This is a genomic window from Mesorhizobium sp. M1312, assembly GCF_040318115.1.
Taxonomy (GTDB): Bacteria; Pseudomonadota; Alphaproteobacteria; order Rhizobiales; family Rhizobiaceae; genus Mesorhizobium.
In genome coordinates this window covers 21,925-42,951 of record NZ_JAMYLQ010000001.1, presented here as the reverse complement: position 1 = coordinate 42,951, position 21,027 = coordinate 21,925, and the positions used below count along the sequence as shown (strand labels likewise).

General features: G+C 62.9%; 28 protein-coding genes and 1 tRNA gene. 9 read left to right on the top strand and 20 right to left on the bottom strand.

The features are described 5' to 3' along the window. Window positions 1-17 precede the first annotated feature (17 nt). Window positions 18-974 carry a sugar-binding transcriptional regulator gene (locus NKH36_RS00230; protein ID WP_352959480.1) on the bottom strand — a complete coding sequence of 319 codons (957 nt, stop codon included), beginning with the start codon at window positions 972-974 and terminating at the stop codon, window positions 18-20. 259 nt (window positions 975-1,233) lie between these two features. Between NKH36_RS00230 and NKH36_RS00225 the strand changes: the two genes are divergently transcribed. Then, window positions 1,234-1,866, top strand: a complete 633-nt coding sequence (locus NKH36_RS00225) for an HAD family hydrolase (protein WP_352959477.1) — start codon at window positions 1,234-1,236, stop codon at window positions 1,864-1,866. Between the two features lie 3 nt (window positions 1,867-1,869). Here NKH36_RS00225 and NKH36_RS00220 read toward each other — a convergent pair whose 3' ends face one another. From NKH36_RS00220 to ureC, 8 genes are all read right to left on the bottom strand, one after another. Further along, a complete protein-coding gene (locus tag NKH36_RS00220; protein ID WP_352959474.1) occupies window positions 1,870-2,637 on the bottom strand; it encodes a class II aldolase and adducin N-terminal domain-containing protein in 768 nt (255 codons plus the stop codon). Window positions 2,638-2,722: 85 nt separating this feature from the next. Continuing rightward, the gene (gene ureG / locus NKH36_RS00215) at window positions 2,723-3,364 is read right to left on the bottom strand and encodes an urease accessory protein UreG (RefSeq protein WP_352959471.1); all 642 of its coding nucleotides are present in this window, start codon (window positions 3,362-3,364) and stop codon (window positions 2,723-2,725) included. Continuing rightward, window positions 3,361-3,801: a DUF3995 domain-containing protein gene (locus NKH36_RS00210; RefSeq protein ID WP_352959468.1), complete on the bottom strand. Its 441-nt coding sequence runs from the start codon at window positions 3,799-3,801 to the stop codon at window positions 3,361-3,363. The genes ureG and NKH36_RS00210 overlap by 4 nt, the downstream gene beginning before the upstream one ends. Further along, window positions 3,798-4,469, bottom strand: coding sequence for an urease accessory protein UreF (locus NKH36_RS00205; protein WP_352959465.1), 672 nt, complete (start codon window positions 4,467-4,469; stop codon window positions 3,798-3,800). The genes NKH36_RS00210 and NKH36_RS00205 overlap by 4 nt, the downstream gene beginning before the upstream one ends. Further along, window positions 4,462-5,040 (bottom strand): urease accessory protein UreE, encoded by a 579-nt coding sequence (gene ureE / locus NKH36_RS00200; protein WP_352959462.1) that lies wholly within the window; start codon window positions 5,038-5,040, stop codon window positions 4,462-4,464. The genes NKH36_RS00205 and ureE overlap by 8 nt, the downstream gene beginning before the upstream one ends. Window positions 5,041-5,198: 158 nt before the next feature. Continuing rightward, a complete protein-coding gene (locus NKH36_RS00195; protein WP_352959459.1) occupies window positions 5,199-5,378 on the bottom strand; it encodes a hypothetical protein in 180 nt (59 codons plus the stop codon). A 42-nt stretch (window positions 5,379-5,420) separates the two neighbouring features. Next, window positions 5,421-5,708, bottom strand: a complete 288-nt coding sequence (locus NKH36_RS00190; RefSeq protein WP_352959456.1) for a GIY-YIG nuclease family protein — start codon at window positions 5,706-5,708, stop codon at window positions 5,421-5,423. A gap of 295 nt (window positions 5,709-6,003) precedes the next feature. Then, window positions 6,004-7,716, bottom strand: a complete 1,713-nt coding sequence (gene ureC / locus NKH36_RS00185) for an urease subunit alpha (protein WP_502911936.1) — start codon at window positions 7,714-7,716, stop codon at window positions 6,004-6,006. A gap of 178 nt (window positions 7,717-7,894) precedes the next feature. On the opposite strand from ureC, the gene NKH36_RS00180 reads away from it, so the two are divergent. Both NKH36_RS00180 and NKH36_RS00175 read left to right on the top strand, forming a co-directional pair. After that, window positions 7,895-8,287 (top strand): hypothetical protein, encoded by a 393-nt coding sequence (locus tag NKH36_RS00180; RefSeq protein WP_352959453.1) that lies wholly within the window; start codon window positions 7,895-7,897, stop codon window positions 8,285-8,287. A 126-nt stretch (window positions 8,288-8,413) separates the two neighbouring features. Further along, complete coding sequence (locus tag NKH36_RS00175; protein ID WP_352959450.1) at window positions 8,414-8,908, top strand: hypothetical protein; 495 nt, start codon at window positions 8,414-8,416, stop codon at window positions 8,906-8,908. An 89-nt stretch (window positions 8,909-8,997) separates the two neighbouring features. Here NKH36_RS00175 and NKH36_RS00170 read toward each other — a convergent pair whose 3' ends face one another. The 4 genes from NKH36_RS00170 to NKH36_RS00155 all read right to left on the bottom strand — a co-directional run bounded on the left by NKH36_RS00170 (window position 8,998) and on the right by NKH36_RS00155 (window position 10,880). After that, window positions 8,998-9,303: an urease subunit beta gene (locus tag NKH36_RS00170; protein WP_352959447.1), complete on the bottom strand. Its 306-nt coding sequence runs from the start codon at window positions 9,301-9,303 to the stop codon at window positions 8,998-9,000. 120 nt (window positions 9,304-9,423) lie between these two features. After that, a complete protein-coding gene (locus NKH36_RS00165) occupies window positions 9,424-9,681 on the bottom strand; it encodes a DUF1272 domain-containing protein (RefSeq protein WP_352959444.1) in 258 nt (85 codons plus the stop codon). A gap of 10 nt (window positions 9,682-9,691) precedes the next feature. Then, entirely contained in the window at window positions 9,692-9,994 is a 303-nt protein-coding gene (locus NKH36_RS00160) for an urease subunit gamma (protein ID WP_023801505.1), read from the bottom strand. A gap of 43 nt (window positions 9,995-10,037) precedes the next feature. Beyond that, window positions 10,038-10,880, bottom strand: a complete 843-nt coding sequence (locus tag NKH36_RS00155; RefSeq protein ID WP_352959828.1) for an urease accessory protein UreD — start codon at window positions 10,878-10,880, stop codon at window positions 10,038-10,040. Between the two features lie 368 nt (window positions 10,881-11,248). On the opposite strand from NKH36_RS00155, the gene NKH36_RS00150 reads away from it, so the two are divergent. The 3 genes from NKH36_RS00150 (at window position 11,249) to NKH36_RS00140 (ending at window position 13,500) form a co-directional block, all read left to right on the top strand. Beyond that, complete coding sequence (locus tag NKH36_RS00150; protein ID WP_095491223.1) at window positions 11,249-11,503, top strand: acyl carrier protein; 255 nt, start codon at window positions 11,249-11,251, stop codon at window positions 11,501-11,503. A gap of 4 nt (window positions 11,504-11,507) precedes the next feature. Next, window positions 11,508-12,716 carry a beta-ketoacyl-[acyl-carrier-protein] synthase family protein gene (locus tag NKH36_RS00145; RefSeq protein WP_352959440.1) on the top strand — a complete coding sequence of 403 codons (1,209 nt, stop codon included), beginning with the start codon at window positions 11,508-11,510 and terminating at the stop codon, window positions 12,714-12,716. A 79-nt stretch (window positions 12,717-12,795) separates the two neighbouring features. After that, window positions 12,796-13,500 carry a glutathione S-transferase family protein gene (locus tag NKH36_RS00140; RefSeq protein ID WP_352959437.1) on the top strand — a complete coding sequence of 235 codons (705 nt, stop codon included), beginning with the start codon at window positions 12,796-12,798 and terminating at the stop codon, window positions 13,498-13,500. A gap of 29 nt (window positions 13,501-13,529) precedes the next feature. Here NKH36_RS00140 and NKH36_RS00135 read toward each other — a convergent pair whose 3' ends face one another. The 3 genes from NKH36_RS00135 to NKH36_RS00125 all read right to left on the bottom strand — a co-directional run bounded on the left by NKH36_RS00135 (window position 13,530) and on the right by NKH36_RS00125 (window position 16,260). Then, window positions 13,530-13,907 carry a hypothetical protein gene (locus NKH36_RS00135; RefSeq protein WP_352959434.1) on the bottom strand — a complete coding sequence of 126 codons (378 nt, stop codon included), beginning with the start codon at window positions 13,905-13,907 and terminating at the stop codon, window positions 13,530-13,532. Window positions 13,908-13,995: 88 nt separating this feature from the next. Next, complete coding sequence (locus tag NKH36_RS00130; protein WP_352959431.1) at window positions 13,996-14,616, bottom strand: nucleoside triphosphate hydrolase; 621 nt, start codon at window positions 14,614-14,616, stop codon at window positions 13,996-13,998. Window positions 14,617-15,153: 537 nt separating this feature from the next. Continuing rightward, a complete protein-coding gene (locus NKH36_RS00125) occupies window positions 15,154-16,260 on the bottom strand; it encodes a hypothetical protein (RefSeq protein ID WP_352959428.1) in 1,107 nt (368 codons plus the stop codon). 510 nt (window positions 16,261-16,770) lie between these two features. On the opposite strand from NKH36_RS00125, the gene NKH36_RS00120 reads away from it, so the two are divergent. Continuing rightward, on the top strand, window positions 16,771-17,655 hold the full coding sequence (locus NKH36_RS00120) for a D-alanyl-D-alanine carboxypeptidase family protein (RefSeq protein WP_352959425.1): 885 nt from the start codon (window positions 16,771-16,773) through the stop codon (window positions 17,653-17,655). Between the two features lie 208 nt (window positions 17,656-17,863). Next, window positions 17,864-17,940 (top strand) — tRNA-Arg (locus tag NKH36_RS00115). Between the two features lie 127 nt (window positions 17,941-18,067). Here NKH36_RS00115 and NKH36_RS00110 read toward each other — a convergent pair. From NKH36_RS00110 to NKH36_RS00095, 4 genes are all read right to left on the bottom strand, one after another. Next, complete coding sequence (locus NKH36_RS00110) at window positions 18,068-18,499, bottom strand: saccharopine dehydrogenase NADP-binding domain-containing protein (protein WP_352959422.1); 432 nt, start codon at window positions 18,497-18,499, stop codon at window positions 18,068-18,070. A 33-nt stretch (window positions 18,500-18,532) separates the two neighbouring features. After that, window positions 18,533-18,757: a hypothetical protein gene (locus NKH36_RS00105; protein ID WP_352959420.1), complete on the bottom strand. Its 225-nt coding sequence runs from the start codon at window positions 18,755-18,757 to the stop codon at window positions 18,533-18,535. Window positions 18,758-19,015: 258 nt separating this feature from the next. Next, window positions 19,016-19,372: a YybH family protein gene (locus tag NKH36_RS00100; protein ID WP_352959418.1), complete on the bottom strand. Its 357-nt coding sequence runs from the start codon at window positions 19,370-19,372 to the stop codon at window positions 19,016-19,018. Window positions 19,373-19,456: 84 nt separating this feature from the next. Beyond that, entirely contained in the window at window positions 19,457-19,819 is a 363-nt protein-coding gene (locus tag NKH36_RS00095; protein WP_352959416.1) for a hypothetical protein, read from the bottom strand. A gap of 182 nt (window positions 19,820-20,001) precedes the next feature. On the opposite strand from NKH36_RS00095, the gene NKH36_RS00090 reads away from it, so the two are divergent. Further along, on the top strand, window positions 20,002-20,919 hold the full coding sequence (locus tag NKH36_RS00090; protein WP_352959413.1) for a hypothetical protein: 918 nt from the start codon (window positions 20,002-20,004) through the stop codon (window positions 20,917-20,919). Window positions 20,920-21,027 lie beyond the last annotated feature (108 nt).

Genomic DNA, 21,027 nt, shown 5'->3' with positions numbered 1-21,027 from the left:
GCTGGACTTATCCCTAATCAGCTGGCCGCCAGCAAGGCGGCGGCGGTCCGCTCGTCTGTGATGAGACCGTTGACCAGCCGCCGATTCACCGCCGCAAGGATGCCCGGCAGTTTCCGCTCGCCCATGGCAAGCGCGATCACCAGCGACTTTTCACGCGACGGGAGCGATGCCGACGACACCCTGTCATTGGTGATGCCCTCGATCATCCGGCCTTCGCGATCGAACACCCAGCCGACGATCTCGGCGACACCGCCCGCCTTTTGCAGTGCTTTCAATTCACTCTCCGAAATGAAGCCGTCCTCGTAAAGCGGCGCCTTGGGTCCGAGATCGCCGATGCCGACGAACGTGACGTCGGCTTCCGCGGCAAGCACCAGCGTCGGTTGGATCATCGGCTGGCTGAGCAGCATCTCGCGCTCCTCCGGCGAGGAGGCGATGACCGGCAGCGGCATCGGGAAGGACCGCGCCTTGACCCTGTCGGCCATGGTGAAGATGACGTTGTAGAAGGCGGCCGAACCGTCGGGCGAGATGTTGCCGGTCAGCGACACGACCTTGTGCTGCGGGCACTCCATCGGCGGCAGTTGCTCGATTGCCGCCTTCAGAGTGCGGCCGGTGCCGATCGCCATGACGATCGGCGTCGGCGACCGCAACCGTCTCTCGATCTCGGCAGCCGCTGCCACGGCGACGCCGATGGTCGAGGAGGAAGCGGGATCGCTCGGCACCACCTCGACCAGATCGAGCGCGAAGCGCGATTTCAGCCGGGCCGCGAGGTCGAGGCAATTGGCGATCGGGTGGTCGACACGCACCTTGATCAGCCCTTCGGACACCGCCAGCGACACCAACCGCTGCGCCGTTTGCCGAGAGATGCCGAGCGTCGAGGCGATCTGGTCCTGCGTGTTGCCGGCGACATAATAGAGCCAGCCAGCGCGCGCCGCGTCGTCCAGCCTGTTGCTGCCGCTGTCCTGCCGGGAATTCAACTTGCTGCCTCCCTGCCCCCGAGCATCGAGGCGGGAGCGCGTTAGTTTTACGTGGGAATGCGCCTGTGCGCAATTGCCTATCGCGAGAGCAATTGCCTAGGCAAGCTGCCGAGGTGCCTGTGGCGTTTCGAGTGGATGATGTAGCCAAGCAATTTTTGAAGTCGGCAATTTTTGAACTCCCGTAATGCCGGTGCAGGCAGGCGCGGCGGTTTATCTCCCGACGCAAACCCTTTAAGGGATTCGGGCAAAGGAGCCTCGCATGACGCCGAAAGCGGTTTTCTGGGACATGGACGGCACGCTGGTCGACAGCGAGCCATTGCACGAGGCGGCGTTGATAGCGGCGCTGCACAGCGTCGGCATCGCGGCGCCAACCAACCTGCATGAGCGGGTGCTCGGCATTGCCGCATGGCCGGTCTACGAAATGCTGCGCGACGAGTTCGGCCTCGACCTGCCGTTCGACGATTGGATCGTGCGTAAATACGACCACTATCTGCCGATGGCCGAGACGCTGAAGCCGCGCCCCGGCGCGATCGAGATCTATAACGAACTGCGCGCGCTTGGCGTAGCACAAGCGGTGGTGTCCAATTCCGACCGGCTGGTCGTCGACGCCAATCTGCGCATGGTCGGTCTTTTCTATCCCGGCATGAAGACGGTCAGCCGCAACGACGTGCGCGAAGGCAAGCCGCATGCCGAACCTTTTTTGCGCGCCGCCTGGCTGGCCGGTGTCGATCCGGCCGATGCCGTGGCCGTCGACGACAGCGTGACCGGCGCCACGGCGGGACTGGCGGCGGGGATGAAGACGATCTTCTGGCCGGAAGCGCCTATGGAAGGGCCGCCCGGCGCGATCGTCGTCAACAGCGCCGACGAATTGCGGGCTGAGCTGGGGCTTTAGGCATCAGTTTCTGTAAACCGGCTCCTGCTCGTCGAGGATCGCCTTCAATTCGGACAGGTGCCGTTCGGCCTGGCCGGGGTAATCCTCCTGCTCCGTCGCCGCCTTCTCGGCGATTTCGTCCGACAGGACCCGCAGCGGACGGCCGGTCCACAGCGCCTTGATGTAGGTCTCGGCGGCGCGTTCGAAATAGAACATGCGGTTGAAGGTGTCGGCGACGCTATCGCCGATGACCAGCACGCCATGATTGCCCATGACCATCACCTTGACCTTCGGATCGGTGAGCAGTTGCGAGCAGCGTTCGCCCTCTTCCTCGAAGGCGAGCCCGCCATAATGGCCGTCGACAACGTGGCGGTTGAAGAAGATTGCCGAGTTCTGGTCGATCGGCGGCAGCGTCGAGTCGGCGAGCGAAGCGAGCACCGTGGCGTGGATCGAGTGCACATGCATGACGCAGCGCGCGTGACGCACGTTGCGATGGATGGCGCCATGCAGGCCCCATGCCGTCGGGTCGGGCGCATTCGGGCCGGAGAGCGTGCCGGGGTCGTTGGCGTCGATCAGCAGCAGGTCGCTCGCCTTGATGCGTGAGAAATGCACCTGGTTGGGATTCATCAGGAATTGCGAGCCGTCATCGTTGACGGCCAGCGAGAAATGATTGGCCACCGCCTCATGCATGTTGAGCCGCGCCGTCCAGCGGAAGGCGCAAGCCAGATCGACGCGCTCCTCGTGGAAGGGCAGATTGGTCAGCATTTCCTTCTGCAGGCGGGCGATGCTCATCGAAAACCTCCGTGAAAGAAGCGAGGATGCCGCGCGCCGCTAAGACGCGCAACCGGTTTCGTTTGGTGCAGACGAGCGCTTTGCCTCACGCCGCAGTGCTTCTGGCGGCGTCTACCCTAAGCCCGCCATGCTCGACGATGAAATCGATCACCTCCTGCAGGCCTTTACCGCGCGACAGATCGGTGAAGCCGAACGGCCGCTTGCCGCGCATGCAGGCGGCATCGCTCTCCATGACGTCGAGATTGACGTTCACATAGGGGGCGAGATCGCTCTTGTTGATGACCAGGAAATCGGACCGGGTGATCGCCGGCCCACCCTTGCGCGGGATTTCCTCGCCTTGGCAGACCGAGATGACGTAGAGCGTCAGATCAGCGAGGTCGGGGGAAAACGTGGCGGCAAGATTGTCGCCGCCCGATTCGATGAAGACGATATCGAGATCGGGAAATTTTTTGGTCATCTCGGCGATCGCCTGCAGATTGATCGAGGCGTCCTCGCGGATGGCGGTATGCGGGCAGCCGCCGGTCTCGACGCCGATGATGCGATCCTCGGGCAGCGCCTGAAGCCGGGCCAGCATCATGGCATCTTCCTTGGTGTAGATATCGTTGGTGACGACGGCGATCGAGAACTCGTCGCGCAGCGCCTTGCAGAGTTTTTCGGTGAGCGTCGTCTTGCCGGAGCCGACGGGGCCGCCGATGCCGACGCGAAGAGGACCATTGGCTTGTGTCATGCGACGAACTCCGTGATGGCAAGAATGGCGAAGCCGAGCCCTACAACCAAGCAGAGCGGCGAATAATAGCTGATATCAAGCCGCGCGAAAGGCTGCTCGGGCGCCAGCCGGCGCCACCAGGGCGTGAAGCCGGCAATGCCGCGCCCCAGGAAGACCAGCGCGATGAGCAGCGCTGTCGCGGCGAGCCCGGCCTTGGGAAAGGGCGTAGCAAACACGCCTTCGAGCGCCAGCGGCCACAGTGTCGCCAGGCCGAGGCAGGCGGCGACGGCGAAGCTGGCGAAGGGCGCCGGCATTTCGTCGACGCCGCAAAAGCCAACCACCGCGCGGGCGCAGGAGGCAGCGTCCCTGCCCGGCCAGATGCCGCCAATGCCCCAATAGACATGCAGCGCGGTGATCACAAGCAGGACCAGCGAGAGGGCGAAGGCGAGGATGATCATGAGCGGAACAGCCGCGAATATTGTGTTTCATGCTTCATCGCCATGACATCCGAGACGAACGCGCAGCCGCCGAGATCATCCAGTGTCGAGCCGGCAGCACGGGCGGCGACGCTGAGCGCCAGCGGTTCGAAGCCGGCGAGCAGCGCGGTGGCGCCGGTCTGGCCGACGACGCCGAGCCTGATCGCGGCCTGGACGAGGTTGGAAAAGAAGGTCTGCAGGAAGGCCGACAGCGCGTCCTGCAGGGCGATGGCGATGCCGCCGGCAGTTGCGCCGACGGCGACGCAATAGGGGCACTCAGCCGGCAGACGGTCCAGCACCTGACACGGCCAGGCCGATGCCGCCTTCAGGAAGGCGGCGCCCTGCAGCATGGTCTCGGCATGGCGCTCGCGCGAGCCGGCCAGGGCCTCGGCGAGTGCGGCGATTTCGGCGAGATCGCCAGCCTGGCGCGCGCGCCGCCAGCTTTCGGCAAACAGCACGGCATCGTTCCAGCCCGAGCCCATCTCGATCAGCGTCTCCAACCATGCAGCGAGGCTTACGCTGTCGGCGACCAGCCCGGCATGCACGGCTTGTTCGAGACCATGGCTGTAGGAAAAACCGCCGACCGGGAAGGCAGGCGACAGCCACGCCATCAGCCGCAACAAAGCGACATTGGAAGGCTGGTCAGTCATGGTCGTGCGAATGGCTGTGGGAATGCGACTCGCTGTGCGTATGGGAATCCGCTTCGGCGTGGCTGTGCGCATGCGCCTCGGCATGAGCATGGCCATGGCCGCCATGCCCGGAATAGGCGCCGCGCACCGGCTTGAACGGCTCGGAGACGTCGCTCACCGTGGCACCCAGCCCTTCCAGCATCGTCTTGATGACATGGTCGCGCAGGATGAGGATACGTTCCGCTTCGATGGCGGCAGCCAGGTGGCGGTTGCCGATATGCCAGGCAAGCTCGGCCAGGTGCACGGCGCTCTCGGCACGGATGTCGTAGAGCGGTTCCTCGGCCGCGACGATCTCGATATGGCGGCCATCCTCCAGCACCAGCCGGTCGCCATCGTTCAAGGCCACCGGTTCGGGCAGGTCGACCAGCACCTTGTCGCTACGGGCCGTTTCGATGGCGCGGCGGCGCAGATGCCGCTCGTCATGGGCAAGCACTGCGCTGTCATATGGCGTGACCGCTCCTGCTTGGCCGGCGGCGAGCACCGAGACGGCACGCGGGAATTTGGTGAAATCGGTGCGGATGTCGAGCTTCATGTAAGAACTGCCTTTCCCAAAAAACCCTAGACCATCCCGCCCGTCGACCCAATGCCAGCGCATGCCCCGAATTCGAATTCGACTTCGGAAAGGATCATGCGCCAAATCAAGTTTCTACAGCGTCCTTTGCGCGTCCGAAAGGACGCGCGGCGCTGAAGTCAGACGATCGTGTCGAAGAGCCGCAGGATAAACGATATCTGGTGGACGAGGGCGGCCGCGACAAAGGCGATGTGGAAGCGGCGATCGCAAACCTTGGAGGTTAGCCGAAACACCTCCACTTCGTCGTCCCAGGGCGGGAGCAAGGAGCGAAGCGACGCGGCGCAGACCCTGGGATCCATGCCGTTACCTCGCGGCAGTGCCCGGCCGACCAGAACCGAACGCTACCACCCGGTTCCGCGAAAAAGCTCGAACCACTCCGGATTGGTCTTCTCGATCAGTTCGATCTTCCATTGGCGCGGCCAGCGCTTCAGCGACTTTTCGTACTGGATAGCGTCGCGAATGTCGAAATGTTCCTCGTACCAGACCAGACGCTGCACGCCGTAGCGGCTGGTGAAGCGCGAACCCTGCCCGGATTTGTGCTCCGGCATGCGGCGGCCGAGATCGTTGGTCACGCCGATATAAATCGTGCCGCGCTTCTGGCTTGCGGTCATATAGGCATAGCCGGTCATGGTTGAAGGGTAACTGGCGCCGTTGCGGATACAAGCACCGTTCTCGGCCGCTGCATTCTTCGGCTGATATCACGGAATGGATCCCAGGGTCTGCGCCGCGTCGCTTCGCTCCTTGCTCCGACCTGGGATGACGAAGGCATGGTGGCCTGTGGCTAATCCCCAGCGTCAGAGATGGTGGCTGCAGGCCGGCCGGCAGCGCGACCGTCAGTCAAAGAACCAAATCCCCTGTGCAGAGGCACCTCGGACAACAGAGGCATCGATATTTGACGCTCAGCCGCCAAGGCGATGGTAGGGATCAGAACAAAAAATACCTCTGCGCCATCGGCAGCACGGTGGCCGGTTCGCAGGTGAGCAATTCGCCGTCGGCGCGGACCTCATAGGTTTCGGGGTCGACCTCGACATGCGGGGTGGCGTCGTTGAGCACCATCGAATGCTTGCCGATGCCGCCGCGGGTGTTCTCGACCGCGACCATCTGCTTGTCGACGCCGAGCCTGCCGCGCAGGCCGGCATCGAGCGCCGCCCTGGAGACAAAGGTCACCGACGAGTTGGTCATTGCCTTGCCATAGGCGCCGAACATCGGCCGGTAGTGCATCGGCTGCGGCGTCGGGATCGAGGCGTTGGGATCGCCCATCGGGGCGGCGGCGATCATGCCGCCGATCAGCACCATGTCGGGCTTGACGCCGAAGAAGGCCGGGTTCCACAGCACCAGATCGGCGCGCTTGCCGACCGCCACCGAGCCGATCTCGTTCGACAGGCCATGCGCGATGGCCGGGTTGATCGTGTATTTGGCGATGTAGCGGCGGACGCGGAAATTGTCGTTGTCGCCGGTTTCCTGCGGCAGCGAACCGCGCTGGCGCTTCATCTTGTCGGCGGTCTGCCAGGTGCGGATCGCCACTTCGCCGACGCGGCCCATCGCCTGGCTGTCGGACGAGATGATCGAGAAGGCGCCGATGTCGTGCAAAATGTCTTCGGCGGCGATGGTCTCCTTGCGGATGCGGCTTTCGGCAAAGGCGATGTCTTCGGGGATCGACGGCGACAGATGATGGCAGACCATCAGCATGTCGAGATGCTCGGCCAGCGTGTTGACGGTGTAGGGCCGGGTCGGATTGGTCGAGGACGGGATGACGTTGGGCAGGCCGCAAACCTTGATAATATCGGGCGCATGGCCGCCGCCGGCGCCTTCGGTGTGGAAGGCGTGGATGGTGCGACCCTTGATCGCCGCCACCGTGTTTTCGACAAAGCCGGATTCGTTCAGCGTGTCGGTGTGGATCATCACCTGCACGTCGTAGTTGTCGGCGACCGAAAGGCAGCAGTCGATTGCCGCCGGTGTCGTGCCCCAGTCCTCGTGCAACTTCAGCGAGCACGCACCGCCCAGCACCATCTCTTCAAGCGCGGCCGGCAAGGACGCGTTGCCCTTGCCCGACAGGCCGATGTTCATCGGGAAGGCGTCGAAGGACTGGATCATGCGCGCCAGATGCCATGGCCCAGGCGTGCAGGTCGTCGCCAGCGTGCCATGCGCCGGTCCGGTGCCGCCGCCGAGCATGGTGGTGATGCCTGACATCAGCGCCTCCTCGATCTGCTGCGGGCAGATGAAGTGGATATGCGCGTCGAAGCCGCCGGCAGTGAGGATCTTGCCTTCGCCGGCGATGATCTCGGTGCCGGGACCGATGATGATGGTGACGCCGTTTTGCATGTCCGGATTGCCGGCCTTGCCGATCGCGGCGATGCGTCCGTCCTTGAGGCCGATATCGGCCTTGAAGATGCCGTCTGATGCATCGACGACCAGTGCATTGGTGATGACGGTGTCGACCGCGCCTTGGGCGCGGGATACCTGGCTCTGGCCCATGCCGTCGCGGATGACCTTGCCGCCGCCGAATTTCACCTCTTCGCCATGAAGGGTGAAATCCTTTTCGACCTCGATGAACAGTTCGGTATCGGCAAGCCGCACCTTGTCGCCGACGGTCGGGCCGTACATCTGCGCATAGGCGGCGCGGGTGATTCTAGCCATCAGCAATTGCTCCCGAAATACGGCCCAAAACACAGCCGGTCGAAGCCGGGCCCCACATTGTCGCCATCCTATGGTCACGCAATGACCCGCTGATCGACACCTTCCGATCCCATTTAACGTTTGAGGTGGCCGGGTCACCCCAAAACGACCGTTTGCTAATCGATGGAAAGGAAGATCCATGCGCAAAACGATAAGTCTCGCAGCCGCCGCCACCCTCCTGCTCGCGACCGCTGCCAGCGCCCAGCAACAGCCTGCGCCGCAGCCCAGCGAGCCGCCGGCTTCGCCCGCTCCCGCGGCGCCTGGCGCCCAGCCGGCTCAGCCGCAAGCGCCGGCGATTCAGACCGTCAACGTCGTCGACATCGAGGAACTGCCCAAGGAAACGCAGACCAAGGTCAACGAAGTGATCGCCAAGCGCGGCGAGGACGGCCTGCAGAAATTGCGCAGCTCGATCGACGCGACGCCACAGGTCAAATCCGCGCTCGAAGCCAAGGGGCTCACCTCGGCGCAAGTGATCGCCGCCAGCATGGACACCAATGGCGCGCTGACCTTGATCACCAAGAAGGCGAGCTGACGATGCGCTATGGCGGGCCGGCACAAGGTCGGCCTGCCGCATCGGGGAGGGAACCTTCGCAGGGCAGAATACGTTTCGATTTTTTGGCCTGGTAACGAGTCTCGAAAGAGGCTCTGAGAGCGAGCGATGGCGATCACCACCTTCCCCGACACCAGATGGCTGCATATGATTGCCGCAACTGCGTTTCTCGCGGCGAGCGTTCCCCAGGCCGCGCTGAATGCGCAGGGCCTCGAAGGCCCGGATACGGTCAACAAGATCATCGGCTCGGAGGTCGGCCAGGAAGAGACCAACACGGCTGTGGAAGCCGGCAAAGTCGCCACGGCGATCGAGCGGACGCGTGAAAACATCGGCGCGGTGCGCAAGACATCCAAGCTCGACAAGGTCGACATCGTGTTCCTTACCGACGCGGCGCGCACGGAAGGCGGGCTGCCGCCGGCGATAGAAAGCAAGGTCGAGCAGCATCAGGACGAGATTGCGGAACTGCGCGAGGAGATCGCGGCGAACGCATTGCTGTTCAATGCCATCGACTCTCGACGCGTGCAGACCGAAGACGTTCTCGCCGTGGAATTCGACGATCCTGGCAAGGTCGTTATCTACGCCGCGGCCAAGCCGCCCAGCTGAGCCGAAACTGCTCGACGCCCTGGATCGCACAACGCGACCAGGGGATCGCACAACGCGACCAGGGGATCGCACAACGCGGCCATGGGATCTCACAGCGCGCCCATGATCTTCTGCTGGAACCCGTAGACCTCGCGCTTGCCGCCGAGCGCCACCAAAGTGACGTCGCGCTCCTGGCCGGGCTCGAAGCGCATCGCCGTGCCGGCGGCAATGTCGAGACGCATGCCCCGCGCCTTGTCGCGATCGAATTTCAGCCCCTCATTGGTCTCGAAGAAATGATAGTGGCTGCCGACCTGGACCGGCCGGTCGCCGCTGTTGGCCACTTTCATGGTGACGGTCGGCTGGCCCTTGTTGAGTTCGATCTCGCCGCCTGCCGTGATGATTTCGCCCGGGATCATCGCCAGCCTCACAAGACGCCGAAGACGAGGCCGGCACCGAAAAGCGGGATCGCCGAGAGCGACGTGCGTTTGATCGTTGCGAGGACCATCGATATGCCTTCCGTTGTCAGGATCGTGCCGTCACGCGGCGTTGCGGGCCGGGCCGCAGCCTTCGCCCTTGAGGACGCGCTTTGTCGAGGCGGGATGTTTGTTCAGCATCGCTGCCGGCCGGATCGGGCGCGCTGAAAAATTGCCGCCGCAATTCGGGCAGACGCCGCCCAGCACGTTTGCCGCGCAATCGGCGCAGAAGGTACATTCGAAGGTGCAGATCAGCGCATCCGTCGCCTCAGGCGGCAGGTCCCTGTCGCAGCATTCGCAGTTGGGGCGCAGTTCAAGCATTTTCCTCTCCTCACCGTATCGGTTCATGCACCGTCACCAGCTTGGTGCCGTCGGGAAACGTCGCCTCGACCTGGACGTCGTGGATCATCTCGGCGATGCCCTCCATCACCTGCGCGCGGGTGACGACATGGGCGCCGGCCTCCATCAGTTCGGCAACCTGGCGGCCGTCGCGGGCGCCCTCGACGACGAAGTCGGTGATCAGCGCGATCGCCTCCGGGTGATTGAGCTTGACGCCGCGTTCGAGCCGCTTGCGCGCCACAATCGCCGCCATGGCGATCAGCAGCTTGTCCTTTTCCCTTGGCGTCAGGTTCATGCGTTTCCCTAAGATGGCGTAAATTGCAATGACATAATCGGAATCAGAGTGACCATAATTTGGGCAGACCCGCCCGTCCGTTGAGCAATTCGACGAGCGGAACCAGCCGCTTGCGGAGCTGGTAGCCGTCCTCGGCAAACAGCCTCGCAAGAAGCTTGCCAGATTTCTTCACGCTCCAGACGCTGGCGTCGCCCTGGCCGCCGATAATGCCCCGGGCCGGATCGAGCAAAGCCTCCACCCGCGGCGAGATCATCAGCACCGTCGCCATGGCGATGGCGCCACCGGCCACGGCGGAACGGCCCAGAATCGCCGCAATGTCCGGCCCGATGCGGAAATCCTCGGCATGAATGAGCGCTCCGTCCTGACCGACGCGCCAGCGGTCGTGGAAATGGCCGTGCGCCGCGCGTTCGCCCATGGCGAGGCGGCCGAAGATGGTCGCCTCGAGCACCAGCGCCTCGGCACCGGCGGCAAGCTCCAGGTCGAGCCTGCGGGCAAAGGCCGATCGATCAAAGACGATGGTTTCCTGCGGCAGCCAGGCGATGCGGCCGCCGGCGCCGACCGTCAGCTTCACCCGCACTTCGGCGCGATCGGATGCGGCGCGGTAGACCTTCTCGCAGGCCTGGGTGGTTATGGTGGCGGAGGCGCCGGAGCCGACATCGACCTCCCAGCCGAGGCGGTCGCCGCCAGTCAGCCCGCCGGCGGTGTTGATCAGGACGGCTTCGAGCGGATCGGCCGAGACGGCCGGCATGCGGATCTTGGCGGAACCATCCTGATAAAGCCGCCGCAGACGCGTGCGGCCGCCAGTGCTGTCACAAGCAAGCTGCGCCATTCCGGCGACGCGCTGGGCCGGCGGCACAAAGGTCAAGCCATGTTCGATCATATCCATGGCGCCAACGATAACCGCACTCATATGGTTTGAATCCGAAATTCGCATCACTTTGGAGCAGCGTAATGAACGAATTTCGGATTCAAAGCCATATGAGCAACTTATGGGATTCTGGTGTGGTTTGGATTTGAGGTTCCTAACCGCTGGTGCGATCAATTCGTAGGAACCTCAAATCCAGACCACACCGCCGGCTTTGTCGACATATAGCTTGTTGCTTGACAACGTTTCGGTTTCTATAGAGGAGCCGTCTTGGTACGGTCACACAGCGCCTGGCTGGATAAAAGGCGACGGTGACGATCTGAACCTGGGGAAAAAGAGGCGCCGATCAGTTGGCGTCGAGAAACGACAAGGGTTGGGGAAGGAACCGAATGGCTGACCAGCTGGCAACGGACATCATCGCGAAGATCAAGGCTCATGCCGAGCCCGGTGGCGAAGAAATCACCACCAGCACCGAACTGACCTCACTTGGCATTCATTCGCTGGAACTGACGGAGATCATCTTCGACCTCGAGGAACAGTATGGCATCGAGATCGAGATGAACACGGTCGATGCCTGGAGCAACCTGAAGAACGTCGGCGACATGGTCGAGGCGGTTCGCGCGCTGATCGCGAAAAAAGCCTGACTGAATGCACAAGCGCGTCGTCATTACCGGCATCGGCGGCCTATGCGGGCTCGGCACCAATGTGCCCGCGATCTGGGGCGAGATGCGCGCCGGCCGCTCGGCCATCGGCCCGATCGTCAATTCGGAGCTGCATGACCTGAAAATCAGGGTCGGCTGCGAAATCAGGACGCTTCCCGATCACGGCATCGATCGCAAGCAGGTCGTCTCGATGGATCGCTTCAGCCTTTTGGCGACGATCGCCGCGCGGGAGGCCGCGCAACAAGCCGGACTAACCTTGCACGCAGCCAACACCTACCGGATGGGTTCTATCGTCGGCGTCGGCGTCTGCGGCTGGGAGGCGATCGAAGAGAGCTATCGCGCCATCCTGCTCGAAGGCAAGAATCGCACCGGCATCTTCACCGTGCCGAAAGTGATGCCGGGCGCTGCGGCCGGCCATGTCAGCATGAATCTCGGCCTGCGCGGACCGGTCTTCGGCATCACCTCGGCCTGCTCCTCCTCCAACCATGCCATTGCCTCGGCGGTCGACCAGATCAGGCTCGGCCGCGCCGACGTCATGCTCGCCGGCGGCACCGATGCGCCGCTGGTCTGGGGCATCCTGAAAGGCTGGGAGGCGCTGCGGGTGCTGGCGCCCGACACCTGCCGGCCGTTTTCGGCCGATCGCCAGGGCCTAGTGCTCGGCGAAGGTGCCGGCATGGTTGTGCTGGAGACCTACGAGCATGCCATGGCGCGCGGCGCCACGATTCTCGCCGAAATTGCCGGCGCCGGTCTTTCCGGCGATGCCTCCGACATCGTCGCGCCGACCATCGAAGGGCCGGAGGCGGCGATGCGCTTCTGCCTCGTCGATGCCAGGCTCAACCCGGACGACATCGACTATATCAATGCGCATGGCACCGGCACCAAAGCCAACGACCAGATCGAGACGGCGGCGATCAAGCGCGTCTTCGGCGACCATGCCTACAGGCTTTCGATCTCCTCGACCAAATCGATGCATGCCCACTGTCTCGGCGCGTCGGGCGCCCTTGAGCTGATCGCCTGCGTGATGGCGATCCGCGAAGGCCTCGTGCCGCCGACCGCCAATTTTCGCGAAACCGACGCCGATTGCGATCTCGACATCACGCCGAACGTGGCGCGCGAGCGCAAGGTGCGCGCAGCGATCAGCAACGGCTTCGCCTTCGGCGGCACCAATGCGGTGCTGGCGTTCAAGGCGGTCTGACCGCAATCGGTTCCCCAGCTACCGCCAGACTTCTTTGCCACGCGCTGCCGCGCGATAAATTCCCCGCCCAGGAGTTTCGATGACCGACCTGTCCGCCTTTCCGATCGCCACGCGCTGGCCGGCCAGCCATCCCGACCGCATCCAGCTCTATTCGTTTCCGACGCCGAACGGGGTGAAGGTGTCGATCGCGCTGGAGGAACTCGGCCTGCCCTACGAGGCGCATGCGGTGAACATCGGCAAGAACGAGAGCTGGACGCCGGAATTCCTGTCGCTGAACCCGAACGGCAAGATCCCGGCGATGATCGATCCCAACGGCCCGGACGGCAAGCCGATCGGGCTGTTCGAATCCGGCGCCATCCTGCTCTACCTGACCGACAAGACCGGCAAGCTCGTTCCGGCCGACCCGGTGCGGCGTTACGAAACGATCCAGTGGGTGTTCTTCCAGATGGCCTCGATCGGGCCGATGTTCGGACAGGTCGGCTTCTTCCACAAATTCGCCGGACGCGAGATCGCCGACAAGCGGCCGCTGGCGCGCTATCGCGACGAATCGCGGCGGCTGATCGGTGTGCTCGAGACTAGACTGAAGGGCCGCAGTTGGATCATGGACGACGACTACACCATCGCCGATGTCTCGATGCTGGGCTGGGTGCGCAATCTGATCGGTTTTTACGAGGCAAGGGAGCTGGTCGGCTTCGACGATTTTCCCCATGTCGCGGCATGGCTGGAGCGCGGCCTTGCCCGGCCGGCGGTGCAGAAGGGTCTTACTATCCCCGCCCGGGGCTAGCTCAATCGGCCGCAGCCGCCGAGAAGCGGCTATTTTGCCTTGGCTTTGGGTTTTGAGCCGCCCTTGCCCATGACGGAAGCGGCAAGAGACGCAGCGCCCCTGGCGGTGGCGACAACCGCGCCGGCCGCGACATTGGCCGTCGTTTTGACCGTGCGCATTGCGCTGTCAGCCATAGAGCCGCCGCTTGCCGATTTCCTTGGCTTGGCCGGTTTTGCCGAGGCCTTGGCTGCAGTGGGCACCACTTTCTTCGGTGCTGCCTTGCCAAAACTGGGCTTTGCCGCATCCTTGGAGCGGGCGGCGACCGCCGGGCCAGCGCCCGTCTTTGATTCGGTTGCCTTTGATTCGGTTGCCTTGGATCGAGTTGCCCTGCCCTTGCCGGGCGTAGGCTTTCTTGCCGTGGTAGCCATCGGACAGTTTTCCTCATGTCAGCATCATTGCCGTATCGGACATAACGGCCGGAAAGTCCTAAGGTTCCAGGCGCGGGTGGTCCCGGGATCAGGATTGGGCGCCGATCACCAGGTCGGCGGGGCGGCGGCGGGCAAGCACGCGGTCGATGTTGGGCATGTCGTTGGAGGCGATCCAGGCGCGTGCGTCGTCGTCGGAGCGGCCGTGCTCATGCCATCGCTCGAGCAGCCGGCGCTCGAGCTCGGCGCGCGGCACATCGACGAAAACAGAGAAATCGAACAGCGGCGCCAGCCGCGACCAGGGTTCTTCGTCGAGCAAGAGATAATTGCCTTCGACCAGGATGAACTTGGTGTCGGCGGCGATGATCGAAGCGGCCGCGCGAGACAGCTCCATGCTGCGGTCGAACACCGGAATGGCGATGTCGGGCTCGGACGCGCGGATGCGCTTCAGCAAGGTTTCGAAACCGGCAAAGTCGAAGGTCTCCGGAGCGCCCTTGCGCGCGCGCAGGCCGCGCCGCTCGAGCACGATATCGTCGAAATGGAAGCCATCCATCGGCACGATTTCGGCCGCGCCTTCCGGCAGCAGTTCATGCAGGCGGGCCGACAGCGTCGACTTGCCGGCGCCCGGAGGGCCGGCGATGGCAACGACAAAGCGCCGCGCCTTGCCGGCGCGCTTGAAGATGGTGGCGGCGAGGTGAGCAATCTCGGACATCGGAGCCTTTCTGGCTGGGGGTTTTGGATCGCATCTTGGCGATAGTTCGCGGGAATTTCAAACGCGGATTCGACGCAGAAATTTGACTGTCCGTTGGCAAGTAGCAAACCTCTAGGATTGGCCGAAACGATCCTCCCTTTCGTCATCCTGGGGCGGAGCAAGGAGCGAAGCGACGCAGTCGCAGACCCCAGGATCCATGCCGTGACATCAGCCGAGCAATGCGGCGGAATAGAATGAAAGCGCTCTGTAGCGATCCTTCGCGCCCCCTCTGTCCTGCCGGACATCTCCCCCACTTGGGGGGAGATCGGCAGCTTCGCGGACAGCGTCCTTTGGTGGTTGGCGAAATCAGTGATGAAGGCCAATCTCCCTCCTTGTGGGGGAGATGTCCGGCAAGGACAGAGGGGGGCGCTGTCCCTCCGCGATCAAAGGTTCTGCACTGCAGCAGCGCTCCGATGTCACGGCATAGATCCCAGGGTCTCCGCGACGTCGCTTCGCTCCTGCTCCGCCCTGGAATGACGAGGGTGGGGTGGCGAGCGCTCAAGCTGGGGCCGACCCGCCGATCCGCAGGAAATCGCCGTCGAAAGCGACATCCCGCGTCGTACCGTCAGCAGCCGCAATGCGCATGTGCCCATGCGCGGTGGCGATGTCGCGCGGCGGCTCGCCGTCGAATAAGGGCAGTGCGCCGATGACGTGGCGGAACGAGACGTTGCCGCCTTCGCCAAGGGCAAAGGCGGTCGCCACCCCTTCCCGCTTCAGCCAGTTGTCGCCCAGTGACGCGGCATGGCCGAGCGCGGTGCGACCGTCCTCGATGCCGAGCACGCCGCGATGGCGGCCGCTCCACGGCGCGTAGTCGCGCCCGCCATTGCTGATCCACAGCATGGTGACCGGCAGCTCGGCCGGGTTCTTCAGCACCACAACCAGATCGGCTTCCGCCTTTCGCGCCAGCGCGGTCCAGCCCGGTCCGCCATGGTCGGCCTCGACCAGCGTGACGAAATCCTCTCGGTTCTGGTCGATGCGATAGTCGGTCAGGTCAAGCGTGCCGCCATCGGCGGCGGGAAATCGCGTCAGGTCGGCGGACCGCGCGGGATAGGCGAAAAGAAAGCGGCCGCGGGCCGGATCGGGCTCGAGCGGGTCGTCCGGCGTTGCCGCAAACCGCTTCGGCGAAAAAGCCAGCCTGCCGCCGTCCTTCATCACCGTCATCGGATGATGGGCGACGGAAATGCCGCCGGAACCGCCGGAAAAGACATGCTCCTGGTAGAGAAACGGATGGTCGTCGCGCAAGGTCAGGATCTTGTCGACCGTCGCGCCCATGACCTTGTGCTGCAACCTGAAAACGGCCCGCCAGCCATCGCCAGTCGCCGCGGAGGCGACGACATCCCAGCGGCTGTTGGCCGGCCAGCCATGCAAGGGTGCTTCCTCGACATCGCTGCGCGAAAACGGCGCGCATAAAAAATCGCCGGACAGGCGAACGGTGCCCTGGGGCAGGTCTTGCGGCAGCGTCTCGCGCGGCTCGTCGACCCACGGCGCGCGATGCAGCGGTTTTAGCCGGCGCCCGTCGATATCGACCGTCATGTCGGCGAGATGGCCGACGGTGAGATCGACCGTCACCGAAATGCCCTTTGCCTTGATCGTGAGCGTATCCATGGCGCACCTGCTGATTCTGCCGCCGCCAGCAAACCCGCTCGGTGCCGGTTGCGCAAGCTGGTGATGGGCATTTCATGTCAGAGACGCATTTGCCCGGTCACGTACCGCTAGCCCCTCCCCACAAGGGCAGCGCTATCGCAGGTAAAGCCGAGGCTTTCGCTCTACGATGGACCCCCACCCTAACCCTCCCCACAAGGGGGAGGGAACGCTGCCGCTTGCCCTTACTTCGCCCTTTGGCGCCGTAAGGCAGACAATTTGCCGAGGTCAGCGCAAACGGAAGTCTCCCTCCCCCTTGTGGGGAGGGTCAGGGGTGGGGGTCCATCGTAGAGCGCAAGCCTCGGCTCGAACGCCGGACGGGGAGAGGATGCCGGCAGGCAGGTGGAGGGCGGCGCCAACGCCCGGGGAATTCAAACCTGAAGCGATTGCCGTGAACACCGGCATTAACCAAATGGACGGCACCATTGGGTTAGGCTAGTTTCTCGCTCGTTTCAGCAACAGCTTACCTTCAGAATGTCCAAACTGCGCCACTTTCCGCTCACCCCAAAATTTGTCGCGGCGTTTGCGCTGCTGGTGCTGGTTGCCGGCTGCGCGACGACGCCGACGGAGACGATGCTGGCGGTGCCGGCGCCGGCGCAGAAATATGCGGCTGTCGTCGTCGACGGCAGCAGCGGCAGGACGCTGTTCGAGGCCAACTCGACGGCGCCGCGCTATCCGGCGTCGCTGACCAAGATGATGACGCTCTACCTGCTTTTCGAGGCGCTGGAGCAGGGCCGCTTCAGCAAGACGACGCTGATCCCGGTGTCGGCCAATGCCGCTAGGCAGCCGCCGACCAAGCTGCGCTTCAGGCGCGGCGAGGCGATCGACGTCGATTCGGCGATCCGGGCGATCACCGTCAAATCGGCCAATGACGTGGCGGTCGCCGTCGCCGAGTATCTCGGCGGCAGCGAAGACGCGTTTGCCGCGATGATGACGGCCAAGGCGCGCCAGATCGGCATGCGCAGCACCGTCTTCCGCAATGCGTCGGGCCTGCCGGACGCCGGCCAGCAGACGACGGCGCGCGACATGGCGGTGCTCGGCATGGCGCTGCGCGCCCGCTTCCCGCAGCATTTCCACTATTTTTCGGAAAGCGACTTCACGTTCCGGGGCAGGCTGGTGCGCGGCCACAACGACTTGCTCGGCCGCGTCCGCGGCGTCAACGGCATCAAGACAGGCTATATCAGAGCCTCAGGCTTCAACATCGTCACCTCCTACGATGCCGACGGCCGCCGGCTCATCCTGGTGGTGATGGGCGCCGACAGCGCGCGCCAGCGCAACGACCACGTCGAAGCGCTGATCCAGCGCAACCTGTCGCCGGCATCGAACACGACGACACGGTTGTTGTATGCCGAGCAGTGAGGGGTGGACGAAATGCCAGGGCATTTCGAATGGCGAATTCCTGAGCCTGCAAGGCCGCGCAGCGATCGGATGCGGCGCGAACCGATAACCCAGAGGCGCCGAACAACTTTACGGCGCCTTGCCCGTTGAAGCCCGCGCCGGCTTCCGCTAAGAAGCCGTGGCTGGCCGGTTACCCGGCTGGTTCGTTTTCCGGATCTCGATCCTGAAGGCACCCGTAGCTCAGCTGGATAGAGCGCTGCCCTCCGAAGGCAGAGGTCACAGGTTCGAATCCTGTCGGGTGCGCCAATGATTTCAATGAGTTATGCCGGTTGGCAGTCCTGCAATGAGTCTGCGCGGAAGCGCTACGGAAGCGATCCGCTGGAAAGAATCAGCATTTCAGGGACGAAATCGCCATGAATTTTCCCACCAATTTTCAGCCGATAGGACGGCTTGGTTCGCCGCCGATTCCGAAGTTGGTCCGAAATTCAGAAGTTGCTGCGTCATTGAGTGACCGGGCGAAGCAACATTCGATGACGTCGATCTCGCCGGTGATGTCCAGGTAGTCAGCCTTGGCAGCAATACACGCTTCCATCATGGGTCTGGCCGTCTGCGAGAACGGGCCAGCACAGTTCAGCACCGTTGAGAAGCCGTGCAGGCAATCACTCAGTTGGCTGGCCGAGCGGATAGGGAACGTCAGCGAAGGACAGTTCAACACACTGGCCAGTTTCGCAACCCGCTCTTCATTGCGGCCAGCTAGCGTAGGTTGAAGGCCCAGCGTCACAGCGTGCCGCGCGATCAGGCGGCCGGTGTAGCCGGTAGCGCCGTAGATAGCGGTTCGCACCGAGTGGGGATCGAAGCTGCTCATCACAATGCTACGACAAAAAACCGAGGAACTGGTCTAGGCCGTTCCCGACCGCCCCCCTCCTCGTTGAATTAGCTCCTCTAGCTCTGGGTCAATCCATTGCTTAATGTCATCGATGGCTTCCTCGACCGCACTGACCAATTCTTCCTCCGCGCCCTGCAGGACCAGGAAGTCCTTTACGCGTGTCAGTCTCTCTCGTTGAGCAATTGCCTCTTCCGCTTCGTCCAGGTTCTCAAGACGTGGCAAATCTGGGACTTTCATGCTGGCTCCTTAAAGCGCAAAGCCTACGCCTTCTTATGACATGGCACTAGCTAAAAGCGGTTTTGGATGAAGTCTGAGGGCATGCCGGTTCGCCCTGATCTTGGACGTGCATCCGGTACCGCAACGGCGCTTGCGATGTCGGCTCGAAATTAAGAAAACGCTCTATAGCCGAGGGGAATGCTGGCGAATAAGCGTTTTGTACTTTGACTGCCGCACGCCGATGGCGGGGCTGGGTCGCACGACGACAGACCGACACTTTCAAGGCTTGTCTTCGTTGAGGCTACATATCCGGATCAACCATCTGCCGTCGGGCTGGCGCTGGAACACATTGAGCGAGGTGCCCTTCTCGTGTTCGTCACGGTAGGCGGTCAGGCACCAGGCGAGGTCGCCGGAACTGCCGGCGTCGATGACCGACAATTGCTTGTCGTCACCGCCCAGTTGCGTCCATACTCGGTGGAGAGCCTCGACCGCCGTTCGACCCCGCGCGGGTGGCGCATATGGGGAATAGACCTCGCCCTCTTGCGTGAATACGGCGGCGCAGCCGGCAGCATCCTTCCCCCGATAGGCCTTTGCGTAGGCGTTATAGACGTTCTGCAAGTCCTCGTTAATCGACATCTCATCTCACCTCCGTTGGGTTGTCCGATCAGCGAGCGCGCCGCGCAAAGCTCACTTCAAATCTCGGCAAGCGGATGATGGCCATCAGACAAGCACTCCCGCTTGGCGAAATCCGTCAAGAACGAACTCCCGATCCTCGTCAAGCGCACACATCTTTGCGCAGATGTGCGCGTGCACAGTCGTATCAAACGCGTCTGGTGCCGTCTGCACAATTAGACGAGCTTCGTCTGTCATCCCTAGCTGGGCAAGACAGGTTGCCTCGTTCAGCTTGAAGAAGTAGGGCGCATCGATCAGCGTTCTGTACGCAGCGAGAGCGGCCTCCAATTCGCGCGCCAAATAGTAGCAGTCCCCTAGGCTGGAAACGAATGCAGGAGGCAGCAGCGGCTCCAGCTTGCATGCTCGCTTGGCGAGTTCCAGCCCCTCTTGGTGCGGACCTGCAAAGGACATGACCCAGCCCGCGCGAGCAGGACATTGACGTCCCGAGGGCTCATCGCCGCTGCCATGTCGGATTTCTCACCATGCGCTGCGGGCGATCAATGGACGATAAAATGAAAGGACCATCGCCAGACTTGGGGTTCGGAATTTTAGAACTACATTGTGGGTGATCCTTTCCTAAAGGCGGGACACCCTTGGCCGATCTCAAATCCGCACGTCATCATTGGTGGCCGGAAGGCGTTTCGTCCTTCTGGAAAGACGAAGAAGGTTTCACTAACTGGTTGCTGCCAGATGGCACGGTGAGGCGCATGCCTCCCAAGAACCTCGGCCTCATCGGCAACGGCCATCAGATACGCCTGGGACAGCCCGGCGAAGCTACGCCGTTTGATCAGGATTTTGAGAACGTTTTCGATAGGGCAGACCGTAACTTTCCTAGCGCCATTAAATGGCTTCAAGGGCTAGGGCACGACGACGTCCCAAGCTCTGAACCACTCGCTACTCGATTTCGGCCGTTAGACGTATCTGACGACAATTTGGCAAAGTTGGCCGAAGGCCTGATTTCGCTTGCCGTTCGAAGTCCGATGAACCGGGAAAGCGCAGTCCGCGTTGCTGAGCACTTTCGGGGTCCGCTGCCAGGGGCTGAGCGGAACGCCCTTATCGGCCTTAACATGCGAAACACGCATCAAGATGCCGTGCAACAGATCGGGATCGATGGAAAGTTTGTGGCAATCTATTCGCCGAACAGGGAGTTCATTTTTGGCGACGGATTTTATCACAACATCCGATCCCCGCTGAACGCCATGCATTCCCCGACGCTCCTTGCGCCGCTCACCCCTAACATTGCGGCCTTACTTGTGAGGCCAATGAGTTACCGCACGCTTCCTAGGTTCTTCACGCTCGTGATCAACGGCGATGAGACCGACCGGCTAAACCACGCAATTCAGGTTCATGCTCGGAAGCAAGTTTTCTATAGGACAGATAAGCCAAAAATATCCGAGGCCTACGGCCAGGAACGCCATCTCGTGTATACCGGCCAAAACCCGATTAAGGACTTGGTCCAGAACATCCCCGGCGTTGAGCAGCCGAGACAACGGTTCTTTCCGTCCCTTTGAGACCTGGGATGGAAGCGGCCTCGTAGACCCAAATTCTAGAACCATCCGCTTGCATCAGGGGGCTGGTTTTCCGGTTGAAACGCGCTTGACCACGCGACCTACCGCCTA